Source organism: Thermomicrobiales bacterium (genome assembly GCA_023954495.1).
Lineage (GTDB): Bacteria > Chloroflexota > Chloroflexia > Thermomicrobiales > CFX8 > JAMLIA01.
The window spans coordinates 1-18,736 of record JAMLIA010000061.1; the positions used below are offsets into that span (position 1 = coordinate 1).

The following is an 18,736-nucleotide window of genomic DNA, read 5'->3' on the forward strand; positions in this document are numbered from 1 at the left end:
GACAGCGTTCATCGACGCCGTCAATCGTGGGGATCGTGAGGCACTCAGTAACATGCTGCCGGAGACCGAGGGGTCGTTCGAACAGGCACTCGCCGGCAACTTCGGGCTGATCGGGTACGGCGCATTTGTGAGCGGCTCGACTGCATTCAATAGTTCATCCCGCAATCAGGTGCTCAACTACCTGCAAGAGCGTCATCAGCACGACGACCAACAGCAGTTGAACACGCTACAGATTTCACCGAGCCACGCGCCCGATTCCGTCGACATCGTTTTCAACCTCACCCGTGAGGCGGACGATATGGAGCCGACGGAGTTCGGCGGCAAGGGTGCGATCGACTGCCAGAATCAGACGATCTACCTCTGGGTGATGGATGACGGCAGTGCACCGGCGTAGTCGCGTCAGGCGCTGGTGGTCAGCTCGATACCCTCGGTGTTCTGCAGGACGTAGTTGAGGTCCCAGGTAGTCGAGAAGCACAGGACGGTGTTGCCGTCGCGATCCTCGCAACGCAGGCGACCGCGGCTGCGGGCCAGCTCGGCGATCGTCTCCGGGTCGCCCTTCGCCCAACGCGCCAGCTCGTAGGGGAGCGGCTCCAGCCGCGTCTCGACGCCGTACTCGTTCTCCAGCCGGTCGCGGACGACATCGAACTGCAGCTGGCCAACGGCAGCGAGGATCGGCTCGCGGCGTCCGGAGTCGGTCGGATACAGCAGCTGGATGCCGCCCTCCTCCTCGATCTGCTCCAGCCCCTTGAGGAACTGCTTGTAGCGATCGGTCTTGACGTTCTCCAGTCGAGCGAAGTGCTCCGGCTGGAAGCGCGGCAGCGGCGGGAACGCGCCGATCGTCTCGCTGGAGACGGTGTCGCCAATGGCGAATGCGCCCGGGTTGATCAGCCCGACGACGTCGCCGGCATAGCCCTCCTCGACCGTCTCACGATCCTGCCCGAACAGCTTCATCGGGCGGGCCAGCCGCACCATCTTGCCGGTGCGGGCGTGGCGCACAGTCATCTCGCGCTCGAAGCGGCCGGAGCAGACCCGCAGGTAGGCGACGCGGTCGCGGTGGCGCGGGTCCATATTCGCCTGAATCTTGAAGATGAAGCCGCTGAACGTCTCGTCGCCAGCATCGACACCACCATCACTCGTTTCGCGGTGTCCGGGCGACGGTGCGAGATCGACGAACGCATCGAGGAAGAGCTGGACGCCGAAGTTGGTCAACGCGCTGCCGAAGAAGACGGGCGTCAGCTCACCGGCCAGCAGCCGCTCCTGATCGAACGGCGCACCGGCCATCTCCAGCAGCTCGACATCCTCGCGCAACTGCGCCGCGGCAGCCGCGCCAATGAGACTGTCCAACTGCGGGTCGTCGACGCCAGCGACGCTGACCGGCGCTCGGTGTGCGCCATGCTCGGTGCGCTCGAAGCGATGCACCTGGTCGGTCGCGCGATCGTAGACGCCCTGGAAGTCCGGCCCGTCGCCGATCGGCCAGTTCATCGGGCAGACGTCCATGCCGAGCGTTCGCTCGATCTCATCGAGCAGCGCCAGCGGACTCTGCGCCGGGCGGTCCATCTTGTTAATGAAGGTGAAGATCGGGATGCCCTGACCGCGTGCGACCTCGAACAGCTTCAGCGTCTGCGGCTCGATACCGCGCGCCGCGTCCAGCACCATCACGGCGCTGTCGGCTGCGGTGAGCGTTCGGTAGGTGTCCTCGGAGAAGTCCTGGTGGCCGGGCGTGTCGAGCAGGTTCACCTGCCGGTCGCGGTACGGGAACGACAGCACCGTCGAGGTGATCGAGATGCCGCGCTCCTGCTCCATCTTCATCCAGTCGCTGGCGGCCGCGCGCTGCGCCTTGCGACCCGCCACCGACCCGGCCAACTGCAACGCGCCTCCATACAGCAGCAGTTTCTCGGTGAGCGTCGTCTTCCCGGCGTCCGGATGCGAAATGATCGCAAACGTCCGGCGTCGCGCGGCTTCCTGCTGAATGTTGGTTGGGAGTGTCGCGGTCAAGGTGGCTCCATCGTCGTCGGTAACTCATGCAAGAACAAACATTCAATTATACAGGCGACATGCGAGGGTTCCTGTAGCCTCTTGCCTCGTGTATCGCCGGTAGCAATGTATGTTCGATGTGTCGTCCAACGTATGATCTTACTGTCGCGAACAGGAGGAGAAATTGCGCGATCCGCACGTGGTGGAGCTTCGCTATCGCCTTGTCCTTAGTGGCGATGATGAGTTTCGCGATCCGCCACCTGTAGAACGCGAACGCGATGCCTTCAGCGTGCGATTAGCAGGCGGTCTGCTGACCGTCACGATGAAGGAGCACCATTCGACGATCGACAGCGCTCAAGCGCGAATCGGTCCGTTTTTGCAGGATTGGGTGATTTCAGCAGCTCTTCAATATCGTCGGCGGCAGGTGTCATTTGAGTATGAAGATGCTGATGTCATCGACCGCGATCCGCCTCCACCTGGGGAGCCACAAGTCGTCTATATGCCTTTTGTATCAAGTTCTGCCACGGCATTTACTCCTACAATGAGCGTGGTTCGTCGCACATATCCTTCTCCTCCAGATGCGTTTACCGCATCCCCAGATGTGCAGAACATGTGGACTAGATACGACAAGTATCTAGAAGGCCGTGAGCCGCTGCTATCGATGGCGTACTTCTGCCTGACTGTTGTGGAAAAGAGTGCTGGATCACGTCATGATGCATCTACTATGTACAACATTAATCGAGAACTTCTCAACACACTTGGGGAGTTAGAGGGTGTTATGCACATTGGGAAGTTCTCGATACCCTTGTGGGATGGAGAACACAGCATGCCGGAAGCCGTACCCGAGTGATATCAGCGATGAAGAATGGGACTTCGTTGCTCCGTATCTGACGTTGATGACCGAGGATGCGCCACAACGTGACCATGATCTGCGTGAGGTGTTCAACGGCCTGCGCTGGATCGTGCGCACCGGCTCGCCATGGCGCTACATGCCCAACGATCTCCCACCCTGGCACACCGTCTACCAGCAGAGCCAACGCTGGTTCCGTGCTGGCTGCTTCGAGGCGATCGTGGCCGACCTGCGGGCCCTGATTCGGCTTGGGGAAGGGAAATCGGTGGATCCCACGGCTGCCATCTTCGACAGTCGCACGCTGTCGGGATCGATCGAGAACGGCACGCGAGGCGGCTACGACGGGCACAAGAAGCGCAAGGGCTCGAAGCTGCACCTGGCGGTCGATACGCTGGGGGAGTTCCTGGCATTGGTGGTCACGCCCGCGAACGAGCAGGATCGCGCACAGGTCGAGGAACTGGCGGCAGCGGTACAGGAGGCGACTGGCGACACGATCGAGCTGGCCTACGTCGATCAGGGGTACACCGGAGCAGATGCCGAAGCGGCAGCGGATGGCTGGGGCATCCGGTTGGAGGTGGTCAAGCTGCCGGAGGCGCGCAAGGGATTCGTGTTGCTGCCCCGGCGCTGGGTGGTCGAGCGCTCGTTCGCGTGGTTGAGCCGGTTTCGGCGTCTGGCCAAGGATTACGAGCGCTTACCTGAGACGGTGGCGGGACTGCATCTGGTCGCATTCTCCACACTCATGCTCACCCGTGTCATGCGACTGCTGCTCGACGGAAGTGCATAACACCCTCTAGTTCCGAGTCGTTTCAGTCAGCAGATCGGTCTATAGCCGTGAACGATACGAAAGCACTACTCCTCATCTGCTCCCTTCAATGTATACTGACTGTAATCCAATTCTCGCATCTCGGTTAAGTGAAGATATGTGGAGAGGACGTGATATTTGCAGAGATAGTTGTGAAACTGGCGTCCAAGATCGATTGGAATTTCGACAATGCGGACGACGAGCCAATAGAGCCGTTCGATAATCGTGGCGAACAACGCCAGCAGTCGGCTAGCCAGCCGGGCCACCAAGATGAATCCCCACAAGATGGCTATCCAGGCACTTGCAAGAGCTGTCTTCAGGGAGAGCGCGGTCAACCCCGTTATGACGAAAAGAACAAACCCGACGCCTGCGTTAATACTGATGTTCATTGCCTGCGATGACTCGCCTGAAATTGCCATTGCCGCGAAGACGAACAGCAGCACGGTAGTCACAGCTGCGACAATAATCGTCACGATCAGGCCTATGCGAAATTTACGTTGCCAATCCTCGGGCACCTTGAGCCATGTCGGTGGATGCAGGAATATCTCTCCGAGCGCGAAGATGGCAATGGTCCAGATGAACCCGAAGATGATATCAAGCCGATTCGTCGGGAGGTCATGAACGGGGATGTTCAGAAGGCCAGCAAAGCGGAGCATGGCGAGAATTGCATCGCCGGTAAATAGAATGAGAAAGAGCATTGCATGCAGAAGTGGTTCGATCACGAGCCACATGCTATTCACAGCATGCTCTTCGCTCTTACCATAGTTTTCTTGTATACCTTGGACTGTGTGGTCAATGCGCGTCTTAGTACTTTCGCAGAGCCTATTGAGCGCGTTAGAAACAATAGTTGCTGGGTAGAATGGTAGCGAGAAAAGAGCTTGCAACATGAGCACGACTGGTTTGTGAAAATGAGGAATTACAATCAAGAAGAAGATAGTGCCGAGAGTAATGATAATGAGTGTGTCGAAATCCATGCGTAGCAACTCCCTCTACTTACTTAAGTAGGTCTTCTAAGGTGATGATTTCTGACTGTGCTGTGTCATAGAATGTGACACTCGCGGCACCGTTGAGTTGAAAGTAGCCGCGCCACAGATCCATGCGATACTGATTGTCAGTCGCATACTTAGATGGATAAAAGATTATGTCCACGGAGGCACCGTTCAGGTTTACGGCTTCACGATCCTGCTGTGGTCCGATTCCAAGAAGATCCGTGGCGAGGATAAGTATGTGTTTGCCAGACGATTCCTGGAAACGATCGGCTGCGCGAGCAATGCAACCGTAGTTATCGCTCCCACCTGTGTCAACGCTTGGGTTCAGGTTGCGCAAAACAGCTGTCTTTTCGGCAAGAGCGTTTGTCACTCCCTCGACATGTCGCTGATAATCATTAAGCGCTTGCTGATAGATCTCTTCTCGTCGTCCGTTGTCTTCGGCGACGGCTGTCTTCTCGGCTGAGCCGTAGGGATTGACCGCAGTCGCAAACACGGGTGGTTCCGGGGGCGTCGGGATGATCGGGATGCTCACAGTGAGCAAGTCATTGTCAGAGGAGTAGGAGTTGGCAGTGATTGCTGAGAAATAGAACACTAGCCGCTGCTCCCGTGGACGCACAAGAGCATCTATGCCATCGGCGGCAAAGTTTAGTGCAGAGCGAAAGAGACCGCGATCGTATGTGTTAGTCGAATCAAGGCAGAACATCACGGCGTCGGCCGACTGAATACTGCCACCATTTGACGGGGTCGATGGTGGAATGACTTGTTGTGCCGGTAGTGGAGATGGATTGGTTATGACGTCGCCACACCCAAAGCAGGCAAGAAGGACGAAGAGCGTCACGATTGTGACTCGTATCATCGAATGTGTTCTTCCATTCTGACAGGTGTGTCGGCTTGAATTTCAGGGGAGCTACTCCCGCGCCGCTGTCAATTAGCTAGTCGCCCCAAGGCCCCTTCGCCGTTGCCCCTGACATTGCGCGGCGCGCACGATGTGCCGAAAACCATCACTGTTGGCGCGCAGGGCCGTACTCACAATTGCTGCAGGAAGTGCAATGCCAATCGGTGTGGCTACCACCGAAAATCCCGTGATCCTTGAACACCCACTCAAAGATGCGATCCCGACCGCAACGTCGGCAGTACAGCCAGGTCTGTTTCGCCATCGTGATTCTTCCCCCTTGATTTTGGCTATGAGTGCGGCTACTGACCCATCCGCCGCATCACGTCGTTAATGATCGAGTTGGCTTGAGCATCAAGGTCTCTTCGCAAGCGCATCGCCTGTAGTCCTACGTTGATCATCGGTTCCATCTCGTCGGCCATGGTCCAACCGGGGACTGTCGAACGCATATACCGTTCGTAGATTTCACTCAGACACAGACCGAGCAGATCCGACGTCGCCTCCATCTGATCTGACGTGCCGGGAAAGCTGCCATCGCCTTGATCGATTGCGGGACCATAGAGCAGATACATACCGTGCTGGTAGGTGACTGCTGCCGCAAGTGCTGGCACGGGTCTGAAGAACCCATCCTCACCGTAGTACATTGGGTCTCTGATTCGGTTCAGGACGTGCTGAACTGCCCAGGCAACTAGCTCCATTAGCTGAGCCTGTAAACGTTCGAAACGCGTCAATTCGGTAAGTGCTTCATGCCGAGTGGTCAACATGCCGACGATCACGCCGTCAACAGCAAGAATCCACGGAGTTGATAGATCCGAATCATTGATGAGGGCAGTCTCGCGGCCACGTTGAATTTGCGCCACAATGCGGCCGGGGTCATCCGGATTTCCTGGCCGAGCCCGATACTCGCGTATGTGAGATGTGTGATTCAAGGTTCACCAAGCCCTCTGTCGCAGAGACAGCAGCGTCACGCGCAAATATGTCGTGCGGATCAAGCGTATCCACTAATTGGGGGCTGTCAATCGTTTACACAGGGCTGATGAGAAACTGAAACCAAATGGAACGAACCATAACTTGTGTATTTCGGTTCATCCGTTGATGGTACCGGCTTCGATGGAAGTCGACTGAAATTTCCTTTTGAGAGTTAGTCGTCACTCACCTATTTGCGCCCTAATACCACCCCCACCGCCTCGTCCGGCGGCACCGCCGCCCCACGCGCAAATGCCGATGCAAACGCTTCATCCGTGATCTGGGCGCGGAGGAGTTGTACTTCGCGGTCGTAGAAGGCCTGGACAGCCGGGAGCGGGGTGAGGCCGCTGGTGTGTTGCAGGGGCATGGCGACGCCGCAGAGCCAGGCGGCATGCTCGGCCTGGCCGCGGCGGTGCGCGACGGCGGCGTGGCCCAGGATGGCGAGCGATTGATGATAGAGGTCGCCGGTGCGCTCGTACAGGAGCAGAAGATCGCGATAGCCTGCACTGGCAGTGTCGAGCTGTCCGTCCAGGCACTGCGCGGTTGTGAGATAGAGCGTTGCGTCGGAGGCGAGGAAGGTTGGGCGCTCGGCTTCGAGCCGGGTGACTGATTCTCCAAGGTTCCTGAGTGCGCCATCGATGTCGCCCTGCAGGAGGGCGAGCAGCCCGAGGTTATGGAGCGCTTGTGCTTGGCAGAGGGCATCACCGGTTCGTTGAGCAATCTCCTGGTATTGCTGGAGGTACGGGGCCGCAGTATCGAAATGACCGAGCACGATATGGAGCACGGCCATTTCGCTCAGCGCCGTAGCGACTCCCAAATCATTGCCAGCTGCTTGCCATTGTTCGACTTGTTGCTCGAGCAAGATCAGCGCTGTTCGCGGACCATCAGTGGTGATCCTCGCCCATGCGAGCGTTGCGAAAATGTGTGCTTGGCCGACTGGGTCGTTGATCTCCTGCCAGATCGCCAGGGCCTCTGTTGCATGTACATAAACGAGGTCGTGACTGTTCGACGTCAGTTCGAAGTGGGCAGCGCCGGTGAGCAGTTCTGCTCGTACCCGGGCCGGCAGGTCATCTGCATCAGCTAGCGCGGTTGTAACCCAGTGATAGCCGATGCGTCCCAGCGGGTACTCCAGCCAGTAGGGCCAGAGCGCGGCAGCGAGGCGCGCCAGTAAGAGCGTTTCGCCGGTTGTCTGTGCCCAGATGAGCGCGGCGTCGAAGTTCGCGCGCTCGCGGTCAACGCGCTCAAACCAGCCGGCACGGCTGCCCTTCGGAACGTAGGGTGGCGCGTCCTCGGCGAGGGCGAGCATTGCTCGGGCGTGGCGTTCGGCGGTCGCGTCGCGTTCGTTGGTCGCGTCGAGGCGTTCGAGGGCGTACTCGCGGATCGTCGCCAGCATCCGGTAGCGTGAGGTGGGGCCGTCGTCGAAGTGTTCGATGAGGTTGGCGTCGTTGAGGGCGGCAAGCAGGGTCGGGATGTCATCGGCGGCCAGGTCCGGGCCGCTGGCGACGGAGATAGCAAGAGATTCATTCCAGCCGCTGAGGATGCCGAGTCGGGCGAACAACCGTTGGGCAGGCGACGAGAGCAACTGCTCGCTCCAGGCGATCGTCGCGCGGAGGGCACGCTGCCGTTCAGCGACGTCGCGCGGTCCGTCTCCAGCCAGTGACAGCACATCAGGGACGCGGCTGACGAGGTCTGCCAGGGTGAAGCTGTCGGTGCGGGCGGCGACCAGCTCGATCGCCAACGGCAGACCGTCGAGTCGTGCGCAGAGCGTGGCGATATCTGGAGCCGACGCCGGCGTCAACGTGAACTCGTGATCGACGGTCTGCGCGCGCTGGACGAACAGCTCGACTGCCGAGTTGGCTGCCAGCGTCTCGATGGGCGCTTCGGGGGATGGCACTGGCAGCGGTCGGACCATTCGACGGTGTTCTCCGCTGACATGGAGCGGCACTCTGCTGGTTGTCAGGATCGTGACGCCCGGTGCTGCCTGCAACAGCCGCACCAGCGCCGGGCCGCAGTCGATGATCTGCTCGAGGTTGTCAAGGATGAGCAGCATCTTGCGGCGAGTAAGCCAGGCGGTGATGCGCTCTTCGGGCGTTGCGTCAGTGCTGTCGGCGAGGCCGAGTGCCATGGCAACCTGCGGCATCAGTTGCGTTGGGTCGGTGCTGTCGGCGAGGCTGACGAAGAACACGCCGTCGGGGAATGCGTCGAGGAGTTCGGCTGCCGCGCGCAGTGCCAACCGGGTCTTTCCGCTGCCGCCCGGACCAGTCAGGGTGACGAGGCGCACGCTCGGTTGGGACAGGAAGATGGCGAGGTCGATCACCTCGTCGTCGCGACCGACGAACGAGGTCAGTTCTGCCGGCAGGTTGTTTGGTGCGCGCACCAGCCAGCGTTCGAGCAGGGCCGCGCGTTCGAGCTGCGACGTGTACAGTGCGTCAATGGTCGGGATGCCCGCCGCTCGCAGCGCGCGGTTCGCCTGCGCTCGGGTCAGTTGCAGTGTCGCCAGCAGTTGGAGCAGTCCGTCCCAATAGTAGGGTGCGACGGACTTGCCGTGGAGCCAGCGATTGAGTGTCGCCTTCGGTAGCCCGGCCGCCTGAGCGATGTCGGTTTGCTTCTGTCCGCCGATATATTCCGCGAGGATTGCCGCGAGACGGGAGTGATTCTCCGGCTGAGCTTGGTTCTGCATGTGCGCACCATCCAGATCATAGCCGCGCGGATCGCTTGGACGCATAGTTGTGTCTGCGATCGTGTATCGTGTGCGTAGACTCATTGTAGCGCCACCAGTTGGTCAATTGTGGTGCAAGAATGGACTGTTCGGTGGCGATCGGCAACCTCTCGCGGCGCGGACGTCTACTCTATCCTGTTGGCTATCTCGGCGTGGAGTCGCTGACTCAGGCACGCAATGTCTGGCTGCTATATTGTTACGCGCCGCCGGCTGACGCCGACCGCGAAGCGCTGCTGCGGATTTCGACGGTGAGCATCATCCTGTTTGCCGGCAAGCTGATTGAGGCGTTCGATGACACGCTGATCGGCTGGTGGAGCGACCGCTCGTCGAGCCGCCTCGGTCGACGCATCCCGTTCGTCCTGGCAGGTACGCCGTTGATGGCGCTGTTTGGCTTCCTGGTGCTTGTCCCGCCGACAAATGTCGGACCGCTCGGTGCGGCGCTGTATCTCTTCCTGACGATGGAATTGCTGTACTTCTTTGCGACGATCGCCAACGCGCCGTACGACGCGTTGCTACCGGAGATTGCACCGACGGCTGCAGAGCGCCTCGATCTCTCGGCGCGTCGCGTCTACTTCGGCATCGTCGGCGCAGGGGTGGGGCTGGTGGGGAGCGGTCTCCTCGTCGCCCGGTTCGGTTTCGTGGGGATGGCGGCGGTAGTGGCCGTGCTGGCGCTGGTGAGTCGCTACGTCGGGCTGTTCGGCGTCTGGGAACCGGCGCGGCGCAGTGTGGCGAGTGCTGAGGTCAGCCTGCGTGATTCGATCGGCGCGCTGCTGGAGCACCGCCGCTTTCTGCGCTTCATGGCCTCGTTCGTCCTGTTCCAGGCAGCGCTGACGATGCTGCTCGGCCTGTTGCCGTATTACGTCAGCGGCGTGCTGCGGCAGGATGCCGAAGGTATCTGGGTGGCGCTGCTGACGGCGGTCGGGCTGGGGACGATGATGCTGGCGATCCCGCTGTTTTCCAGTCTGGCCCGACGCACGACGCCGCTGCACGGGTATCGGGTGGCGATGCTGTCTGCCGCGCTGGCGTTCCCGCTGCTGGGTGTCGCCGGGTTCGTCCCCGGTGTGCCGGTCGAAGGTGAGGTGATCGCCGTGCTGATGCTAGTCGGTGCGCCGTTGGCGGGCATCTTCCTGTTCCCCGGCCCACTGGTGGCGGAGATGTGCGACGAGGATGCGTTGCGATCTGCCGGGCGACGTGAGGGCGTGTTCTACGGCGCGCAGGCGTTTGTCGAGAAGGTGGCAACCTCGATCGCTCCGCTGGTTCTGGGGCTGCTGCTGATCTTTGGCAGTTCGGCTGAGCATCCGCTCGGCATCCGACTGGTTGGCCCGGTTGCCGCGATCCTCGTCTTCAGCGGGTTCCTGATCGCCGGGAGCGTGGAGTCATCCAGCATCGTGCCGACTGCGGCGTTGAGTAGTAGCGACTGAGGCGTGACCGCCGGGGAGATTGTCCGGACTAGGCCGGCATCAACCGTTCGAAGCGCTCGACGTTGTGGACGAAGATGACCGCGCCGCCGACTTCGACCTCGAAGTTCTCCGGCATGTAGAGCAGGCCCGGCTCCAGCGCCGGTGAATAGGGGACAGCCATCTGCTTGCGGCGGCGGCAGACGCGGCGGATGATCGAGATCACCTGCGGGACCTGGTGATCTTCGACGCCGGTCATCAGCGAGCTGTTGCCCATGCGGAGAAACGATCCGGTGCTACCGATGCGCGTCACCCGGAAGCTATCCGTGATCAGGGCGTCGGTCAGGTTGTCAACATCTTCGTCCTGCACGATCGCGATGATCAGCTTCATCTCGCCTACCTCTGCTATCTACCAACGGCTGGTATGCGGAGTATAGCGTACCGTCAGGTCTGGATGCTGCGTTGGTAGCATCATATCCGTCGCGCCGGTCGCGAGAAACAGGTTGCCCGCTCAGCCAACCCGGAGCGGGCAACCATGCAACGTGTCTGGAACTAGAGTGCAGGCAACAACTCTTCGGACGCCGACGGGGTCGTGGCGGACGTCGAGGCCTGGTCGGGGATCGGCTCGCAGATGACCGTCGTGCCATCGCGCCCGTGACTAAGGTGCAGCCCGTGGAACCAGTCGGCCCAGCGTGCGTCGAGGTGGCTCTTCACGCGGATCTCGTACTGCCCGGGGCTCGACATCTGGCGGATCGTGTGACGTACTCATCGTGCTCCCTTCGCGAAGACAACCGTTCAGTGGCCTGTTGAGAAGGTAGGAGCTGATGTGGTGAGTGAGGTGGTGATTTTTCGGGGGCGGGGTGGGGGCGTGTCGGCGCGATCGACGAATTGATGGGGCATTGCTGCCGTGCCATGGCGGCCGGGTATCGGCACGGGTTCCGCGGGACGGCACACATCACGCCAGATATCGAGACTCCCGCGTCGATGACAATGCCGACTCTTACCTGCGTTGGATTGAGTCGGAAGGGTGGGAGATTTCTCAGCTGCGGCCTCGAAATGACGGGACAAGAGGTAGGTTACCGAGCCTTCATTGCTAGCAATGGCGAACATGGGTCCGATAACCAACCTCGCCTGTCATCTTGAGCCCGTATGCCCGCCGGACTTCAGTCCAACGCGGAAATCGCCGCTCAAGACGGTGTGGCCGCCACGCCTGAGCGACCGAACTCTGACGGCAACACGGCCCTGTCGCATGTAGCCGCGACAGGGCCGTTCTCAGACCAGCATGATCAGTCCGCGACGCTGGCGAGCTCCTTGACGGCGTGCAGGACGCCAGCCGAGGGCGATCTCCAGCACTTCGTCCATGCTGGCTGACGAGGCGGACGGGCAGGACATTTCACTTTGATCTCCGGGAGGTCGGCGAGATCCTTCTCATTGCGCGCCGGGGCGATCATCGTGGTGATGCCGCCTCGGTGTGCGGCGGAGAACTTTCTCTCGCAGGCCGCCGATCAGCAGCACCTTGCCACGCAGCGTGATCTCGCCGGTCATCGCGACATCCTTATGGACGCGGATGCCGGTGATCGCCGAGATGAGCGCGGTCGCCATCGTCACACCGGCCGAGGGGCCGTCCTTCGGGATCGCGCCGGCCGGGACGTGGATGTGGATCGTGTGGTTGTCGAAGTAGCCCTCCGGGATGCCGAGCGCATCAGCGCGCGAGCGGGCGTAGGAGATCGCGGCGCGCGCCGATTCCTGCATCACGTCGCCGAGTTGGCCGGTCAGGATCAGTTCGGCCTTGCCGCTGGTGATGCTGACCTCGACCGATAGCAGGTCGCCGCCGGCGCTGGTGACAGCCGTGCCGGTGGCAACGCCGATCTCGTCATGCTCCTCAGCCAGACCGTACTCGAAGCGCGGGATGCCGAGGTAGTGCGGCAGGTCGTCGGCGTGTACCGTTGTCAGTTCGGGCGAGTCCGTCTCGGCAACCCGACGGGCGATCTTGCGACACAGCGCGCCCAGTTCGCGATCCAGATTACGCACGCCGGACTCGTGAGTGTATTCGCGGATCAGCCGCAGGACGGTGTCGTCGGTGACGGCCAGATGGTCGGTCGTCAGCCCGTGGGCCTCCAGCGCCTTCGGCAGCAGGAACGAGCGGGCGATCTCCAGCTTCTCCAGCTCGGTGTAGCCGGGCACCTCGATGATCTCCATGCGGTCGCGCAGCGGGGCCGGGATCGGCTCCAGCAGATTCGCGGTCGTGATGAAGATGACCTGTGAGAGATCGAAGGGCACTTCGAGATAGTGGTCCGAGAACGAATGGTTCTGCTCGGGGTCGAGCACCTCCAGCAGCGCCGACGACGGATCGCCACGGAACGCATCGGAGCCGACCTTGTCGATCTCATCCAGGACCATGACCGGGTTCTTCGTCTTGGCGTCGCGCAGCGCCTTGATGACGCGGCCCGGCATCGCACCGACGTAAGTGCGGCGATGGCCGCGGATCTCCGCCTCGTCGCGCACGCCGCCAAGTGACATGCGGACGTAGGAGCGGCCGATGGCGCGGGCGATCGACTTGCCGAGGCTGGTCTTGCCGACGCCCGGCGGTCCGACGAAGCAGAGGATCGGCGCTTTCATCTTGTTGCCGGCCAGCTTGCGGACGGCGATGAATTCGATGATGCGCTCCTTGACCTTCTGCAGGCCATAGTGATCTTCGTCGAGAATGCGCGCCGCCTCGGCCAGATCAAGCCGGTCGTCCGTTTCGATCGCCCACGGCAGGTCGGTCAACCACTCCAGGTAGGAGCGGATGACGCCGATCTCCGGTGAGAACGGATGCTGGTGCTCCAGGCGCGAGACCTGCAACAGTGCCTTGTGCTCGACCTCTTCCGGCATCCCGGCGGCTTCGATCTTCTCGCGGAACTCTTCGACCAGTGCTTCTTCGCTGACCAGCTCGCCCAGCTCGCGCTGAATCGTGCGCAGTTGCTCGCGCAGCATGTACTCGCGCTGCTGGCGATCCATGCCCGCCTGCGCCTCGCTCTGGATCTGGTGGCGCAGGGTCAGGAACTCCAGACGCTCGGACAACACAGAGCTGATCGAGCGCAGACGCAGCACCGGATCGAAGATCTCCAATGCTTCCTGACGGCGGGAGGATTGGAACTCCGGCGAGAAGGCGATCAGGTCGGCGAGCCAGCCGGGCTCATCGACGCTGCGCACCATCGTCAGGACTTCGTCGGGCACGTTCGGCAGCATCGAGACGTAGTTCTCGACCTGTTCCATGACGTGTGACATAACCGCCTGCGCCTCGATCGTCGTGACCGAAGGGTCGTCATAACGCTCGACGCTGGCGAGGGTATACGGCTCGCGTTGGTCGATGCTCAGCACCTTGCCCCGGGCGACACCCTGGAGGATGACGTGTGATGGGCCGCCCGGTCGGCTGATCTTGTGGCCGACCTCGGCGATCACACCGACGTCGCACAGCTCGTCGTTGCTGACGAGGGATGCGTAGCTGGCGATGTCCTGCGTTGAGCCGCCGGAAGGACTGTCCTCATCGGGCAGGAAATCCTCGTCGACATCCTCATCCTGATCGCGGGTCGCGAGGACAAGCACGAGCCGGTCATCGTTGATTGCCTGATCGACGGCGCGCAATTCCTCGTTGTCGTCGAGCGGATAGGGAAGGGACATGTGTGGCAGCAGCAGTGTCTGCGGCAGGATCAGCACCGGCAGCGTCAGCCGCTCCTGGCTCATGTCGCTCACCGCTGGCTCATCGGCCGCCGCAGCGTCGGTTTGATCGAAATCCTCCGGCAAGTCCGGGCTTGGAGTGGGCTGGCTACTCTTGGTCGAACGTCGGGGCATGTATCGTCCTCGAAGTGATTGGCGAATTGGTCAAGTGGTCATGTCCAGGCGGCTGCGCGTGGATCCGGATGCCTGATTTCGTGCGTTTCCACAGCGCGCAGGCGTGACTGTTAATGATACCAGCCATGCTCAGTCATTCGATGCCTGATGACCTATTGTCGCCAGTGCATCCGCAACTGTCAGCACCTCGCCGCCGAACAGGCGATTCATCTGGGTGCCGAAGGTGAGGGAGCCGGCGAGGGTCTGGCGCGGGGGGCCGTCGGCGATGATCTCGCCGTCGGCGAGGACGATGACGCGATCGGCGGCATTGGCGACGAATTCGACGTCGTGCGTGGCGACGATGACGAGGCGTCCGGCGTCCGCATACTGACGAACGAATCCGGCAAGAGTCGCCTTGTCGTGGCCGGGCAGGCCGCGCGTCGGCTCGTCCAGCAGCAGGATCGATGGCTGTGCGACTGCGATGGCCGCCAGCGCTGCACGCTGTCGCTCGCCGCCGGACAGGTCCAGCGGGTGGCGCTCGCGATGCTGCTGAATGCCGAGCGTTTCAAGCAGGGGATCGATCGCGCCATCGCACTCCTGTTGCTGGGCACGCAGGGTGAAGCGTAGCTCGTCGGCGAGCGTCTCCTGGTGGAGGATCGCGCTCGGGTTTTGCGGGACATACCCGGCCACGCGGGCCAGCTCGTGGACGGGTCGGCGGGCAGCGTCTGCGCCGTTGACGATGACGCGACCGGCGCTGGGGCGCAGCAGGCCGTTGACGTGCTTCAGCAGCGTCGTCTTGCCCGAGCCGTTGCGCCCGATGATGGCGATGACTTCCCCGGCGTAGCCGCTCAGCGCCACATCGCGCAGCGCCTCCAGCCCTTCGTAGCGATGTCTGACGCCCTCCAGCCGGACCAGCTCGTCGCCAAGTGAACGTGTGCGGATGGGCAGTGCTGGGTATTCGGCATGCAGGTCGATGTGCCGCCGCGCCTCGCGGACTGTTAGTGGGATGGGCTGCCAGCCGAGCGCACGTGCAAGCTCGACGAGCGGCGGGACGTCGTCGAGGTGTTCCAGCATCTCCTGTGTCGTCCCCTCAGTCAGCTGGCCGTCCCGAAGCAACGCGATGCGCTCGGCGAAGGCCAGCACGCGGTCGAGGCGGTGTTCGGCGAGTACAACGGTCATGCCGAGATCGTCGTTCAGCCGACGGATGGCGGCCAGCACGTCGTGGGCGGCCAGCGGATCGAGCTGCGAGGTCGGCTCGTCGAGGACGAGCAGGTCGGGCCGCGTCGCGATGGCGGCGGCGATCGCTACGCGCTGCCGCTCGCCGCCGCTGAGCGTGGCCGTCTCACGGTCGCGCAGGTGGTGGATGCCGAGCAGGTCGAGCGTCTCTTCCAGCCGGACGCGCATCGTGCGCCGCTCCATGCCGAGGTTCTCCATGCCGAAGACGATCTCATCCTCGACGCGGTCGGCGATGATCTGCGCCTCGGGGTCCTGAAAGACGAGCCCGACGGCGTGGGCCAGATCGCGCGGGGCGACATCGCGGGTGTCGTGGCCGAGCACGTGAACGTGCCCGGCAATGTGGCCGCCGTGGAAGTGCGGGATCAGACCATTCAGGCAGCGCAGCAGGGTCGACTTCCCGGCACCCGAGTCGCCGACGACGAGCGTGAGCGTACCGGCCTGCGCCTGCCACGAGATGTCGCGGATGGCAGTGCGTGTCGTACGCGGGAACTGGTAGGTCAGGCTCTCTGCGACGATCGTGCTCATCGATTGCTCCAGACGACCGGCAGCAACAGCAGCAAAATCGCGCCACCAACAAGCGGATCAAACGGCGGCGTGGTGAGGCGCGGGAATGGGCTGAAGGTCAGCAGACCACGTGCGAGGCTAACGGCCAGCGTGACCACGACCAGACCGGCGACCGCGCAGACGGCGACCGACGCTATGTCCCAGACGAGCGGACGGAAGCGCGAGCGCGGCTGCTGCCCGCCGACGCCGGCGAGCGAGGCGAAGATGGCGATGACAATCATGCCGACACCGGGCAGGACGCGTCCGGTGCCGATCAGGGCGAGCGCCAGGACGACCGCGGCGCTCGCAGCAACCAGCGGCCAGCGACGACGGGGGGATGGCTGCGCGACGCGACTGGCCCCAAAGCCGCGCGTCTCCAGCGCTTCGGCCAGCACCAGCGAGCGTTCCAGGCCGGCAGCGAGCAGCGGGGTCAGCAGGCTGGGGGCGTCGCGCAGGCCACGGAAGCGGTGACCGCGTGCACGTTGGGCGTCGTAGATCTCGCGAGCGGCGGCGATCGTCTGCGGGATGAGCGTGAGCGCGACCGTCCCGGCGATGCCGAGCGTGGCGACGCGGGACGGCAGCAGCCGGATCAGGTCGGCCTGCCGCACGGCGGCACTGAGCGTGGCGGCGCTGATGAGCAGCGTGGCGATCGCCAGCGCCGAGGTGACGCCATAGACGAACGCGTTCCAGGTGAGTGCGCCGCCAATGATCGGTAGTCGTGACGGCAACTCCATGATGACACGGTCGCCGATGTGGACCGTCAGCAGGTTGAATCCGACCGAGAAGAGCGACAGCGTCGTCCCGATGACGACGACTAGCCGCCAGGCGCGCGCCAGCGATCCTTCATGCGGGATGGACAGGTAGACGGTCAGCACGACCAGCAGCGCTAGCGCGAGATAGAGCGGGTTGCGGCTGACGACCGGCGTCAGCGCCGCCGCGCCGAACCACGCCAGCCAGGCTGCCGGATTGATCTTGCCAGCGCTGCGAGTATCAGCCCGTGATGCCGCGCTCATGGTGCGCGCGGCTTCCGTCGGCGCAGCGCGACCAGCCCGGCGACCAGCACGACTGCAATCAGCATCGCCGCGAAGATCCGCCAGCTTGTGTTGCCGTCGTCGGTCGAGGTTGTTGTATGTGCGGTGGGCGTGCCGTCCGGCGAGATGACGACCGCTATGGCGGTTGGCTGCTCGGTCGGGGTTGCCGCGACGGCTACGGGCGGCTCGGTTGGTGCCTCGGCTACTGCTTCGGTCGGTGGTGTCGTCGGGGTCGGTTCGGCCTCCTGCTGGCTCGCGGCCAGCTCAGCGATCTCGGCCAGCGTCACCGGCGGGAGTTGCCCGTCGCCACTCGTCCACGACCAGCCGTCGATGTCGCCATCGTGCACCTCGCGGCTCGCCGCGCCGCGCAGCTCCATGACCCAGTCGCCGTCCTGCCAGGTGTAGAAGTGCCAGAACCAGGCGGGGCTTGTGTACGACTTGCAGAAGCAGTCCGTCGCCGGACAGCCTTCGCCATCCAGCGAGCAGACCGCGCCGCCCATGCCGCCGAACGGTGCGACTTCGGTATCCAGTCCGGATCGCTGCAGCAACTCCTCGCTGGAGATGGAATCTTCGGGGAATGTCACCAGAACATAGACGAGCGAGCCGTCGTCGTGACGCACGACGAGACCGGCCTGTTGAAGATCGTCTGCCGCCGCACCGCTGCCGAGCAGCAGCGCGGCGACAAGCGTCAGCGCAAGGCTGAGCCGCCGAATCTGGCTAGCGGGCCAGCGCACGCTCGACCGCCTGTATGCCGAGATCGTCGAGCACGAACCCATCGTCGCTCTGCGTGATGCGCGCGCGCTCAAAGACCTGGACCGTGCCGCAACCATCGTCGTTGCAGACTTCGTTCGCTTCGGTCAGCGGGAAGCCGAGGATCGGCACGCCGCCGTGCGACTGCCAGAAGGCCAGCATCTCGCCGCAGACGTTGTGCTGCGTCTCAGTGATGAAGTTGCAGTCGGTGGCGCTGCTAGCCTCGATCGGGCCAGCGTCGATCGCTTCCGCCTGGATCGTCTCCGCGCCGAGCAGGCCGAGCAGGATCTGCCACTCGGTGCCGGCCAACTCACTGTGCCACTCGAAGCGCGCGCGCTCGAAATACTGAACCAGCAGGTCGCCCTCGTAATGCATCTCGGTCAGCGGCTGCCCGAAGGCGTCTGCGCCACCGTGCGCGTTCCAGTAGGCGCGGAACGGCTCGCAGATGTTGTGCTGCGTCTCGGCGACGAAGTCGCAACCCGACAGTGCCTGAGCCTCGGCAGCCGCGGCGATGGCGTAGGGCGCAGCGATCGGGCGGATCGGCAGTGCTTCGCCGAGCAGCGCCGGGATCGCCTGTGTCGTCGCCAGCATCGAATCGTCCGGCATGGCCGGCTGGAACTGGAAGGCACCGGAGTCGTTCTGGAACGTGGCCAGCGCTGCGGTCAGGTCGCCGCCTTCCCAGTTCGCAGGGTTCTGTCCGGCCGCCACGACCGCCTGAATCGCCAGCGCCGTCGAGTTGGCATCGCCGCCTCCAGCCACGCTGGCCGCGTCGTA

Annotated in this window: 16 protein-coding genes; 4 read left to right on the top strand and 12 right to left on the bottom strand. The window is 62.8% G+C overall.

Annotation, left to right across the window (positions count from 1 at the left end; translation table 11 throughout):
* A partial coding sequence (locus M9890_11450) for a hypothetical protein (protein ID MCO5177565.1) occupies window positions 1-394 on the top strand: 394 nt, incomplete at its 5' end.
* A 5-nt stretch (window positions 395-399) separates the two neighbouring features.
* Here the strand turns inward: M9890_11450 and M9890_11455 are convergent.
* Window positions 400-1,995 (bottom strand): peptide chain release factor 3, encoded by a 1,596-nt coding sequence (locus M9890_11455; GenBank protein ID MCO5177566.1) that lies wholly within the window; start codon window positions 1,993-1,995, stop codon window positions 400-402.
* Window positions 1,996-2,158: 163 nt separating this feature from the next.
* Between M9890_11455 and M9890_11460 the strand changes: the two genes are divergently transcribed.
* Window positions 2,159-2,824 carry a hypothetical protein gene (locus tag M9890_11460; protein MCO5177567.1) on the top strand — a complete coding sequence of 222 codons (666 nt, stop codon included), beginning with the start codon at window positions 2,159-2,161 and terminating at the stop codon, window positions 2,822-2,824.
* A complete protein-coding gene (locus tag M9890_11465) occupies window positions 2,787-3,608 on the top strand; it encodes an IS5 family transposase (protein ID MCO5177568.1) in 822 nt (273 codons plus the stop codon). The genes M9890_11460 and M9890_11465 overlap by 38 nt, the downstream gene beginning before the upstream one ends.
* A gap of 65 nt (window positions 3,609-3,673) precedes the next feature.
* On the opposite strand, the gene M9890_11470 is transcribed toward M9890_11465, so the two are convergent.
* The 4 genes from M9890_11470 to M9890_11485 form a co-directional block, all read right to left on the bottom strand.
* On the bottom strand, window positions 3,674-4,600 hold the full coding sequence (locus M9890_11470) for a hypothetical protein (GenBank protein ID MCO5177569.1): 927 nt from the start codon (window positions 4,598-4,600) through the stop codon (window positions 3,674-3,676).
* Window positions 4,601-4,619: 19 nt separating this feature from the next.
* Window positions 4,620-5,453 (bottom strand): hypothetical protein, encoded by an 834-nt coding sequence (locus tag M9890_11475; protein MCO5177570.1) that lies wholly within the window; start codon window positions 5,451-5,453, stop codon window positions 4,620-4,622.
* Between the two features lie 356 nt (window positions 5,454-5,809).
* Entirely contained in the window at window positions 5,810-6,367 is a 558-nt protein-coding gene (locus tag M9890_11480; protein MCO5177571.1) for a hypothetical protein, read from the bottom strand.
* Between the two features lie 296 nt (window positions 6,368-6,663).
* The gene (locus M9890_11485) at window positions 6,664-9,153 is read right to left on the bottom strand and encodes a tetratricopeptide repeat protein (protein MCO5177572.1); all 2,490 of its coding nucleotides are present in this window, start codon (window positions 9,151-9,153) and stop codon (window positions 6,664-6,666) included.
* A 131-nt stretch (window positions 9,154-9,284) separates the two neighbouring features.
* On the opposite strand from M9890_11485, the gene M9890_11490 reads away from it, so the two are divergent.
* On the top strand, window positions 9,285-10,613 hold the full coding sequence (locus M9890_11490; protein ID MCO5177573.1) for an MFS transporter: 1,329 nt from the start codon (window positions 9,285-9,287) through the stop codon (window positions 10,611-10,613).
* A 28-nt stretch (window positions 10,614-10,641) separates the two neighbouring features.
* Here M9890_11490 and M9890_11495 read toward each other — a convergent pair whose 3' ends face one another.
* From M9890_11495 to M9890_11525, 7 genes are all read right to left on the bottom strand, one after another.
* The gene (locus M9890_11495; GenBank protein MCO5177574.1) at window positions 10,642-10,980 is read right to left on the bottom strand and encodes a cyclic-di-AMP receptor; all 339 of its coding nucleotides are present in this window, start codon (window positions 10,978-10,980) and stop codon (window positions 10,642-10,644) included.
* A gap of 161 nt (window positions 10,981-11,141) precedes the next feature.
* Window positions 11,142-11,333 carry a hypothetical protein gene (locus M9890_11500; GenBank protein MCO5177575.1) on the bottom strand — a complete coding sequence of 64 codons (192 nt, stop codon included), beginning with the start codon at window positions 11,331-11,333 and terminating at the stop codon, window positions 11,142-11,144.
* Window positions 11,334-12,017: 684 nt separating this feature from the next.
* Window positions 12,018-14,423 carry an endopeptidase La gene (lon, locus tag M9890_11505; GenBank protein ID MCO5177576.1) on the bottom strand — a complete coding sequence of 802 codons (2,406 nt, stop codon included), beginning with the start codon at window positions 14,421-14,423 and terminating at the stop codon, window positions 12,018-12,020.
* 129 nt (window positions 14,424-14,552) lie between these two features.
* Window positions 14,553-16,163 carry an ATP-binding cassette domain-containing protein gene (locus tag M9890_11510; GenBank protein MCO5177577.1) on the bottom strand — a complete coding sequence of 537 codons (1,611 nt, stop codon included), beginning with the start codon at window positions 16,161-16,163 and terminating at the stop codon, window positions 14,553-14,555.
* Window positions 16,160-17,194, bottom strand: coding sequence for an energy-coupling factor transporter transmembrane protein EcfT (locus M9890_11515; protein MCO5177578.1), 1,035 nt, complete (start codon window positions 17,192-17,194; stop codon window positions 16,160-16,162). The genes M9890_11510 and M9890_11515 overlap by 4 nt, the downstream gene beginning before the upstream one ends.
* Window positions 17,191-17,946 (bottom strand): hypothetical protein, encoded by a 756-nt coding sequence (locus M9890_11520; GenBank protein ID MCO5177579.1) that lies wholly within the window; start codon window positions 17,944-17,946, stop codon window positions 17,191-17,193. Before M9890_11520 ends, M9890_11515 begins: the two co-directional genes overlap by 4 nt.
* A partial coding sequence (locus tag M9890_11525; GenBank protein ID MCO5177580.1) for a hypothetical protein occupies window positions 17,930-18,736 on the bottom strand: 807 nt, incomplete at its 5' end. The genes M9890_11520 and M9890_11525, both read right to left, overlap by 17 nt.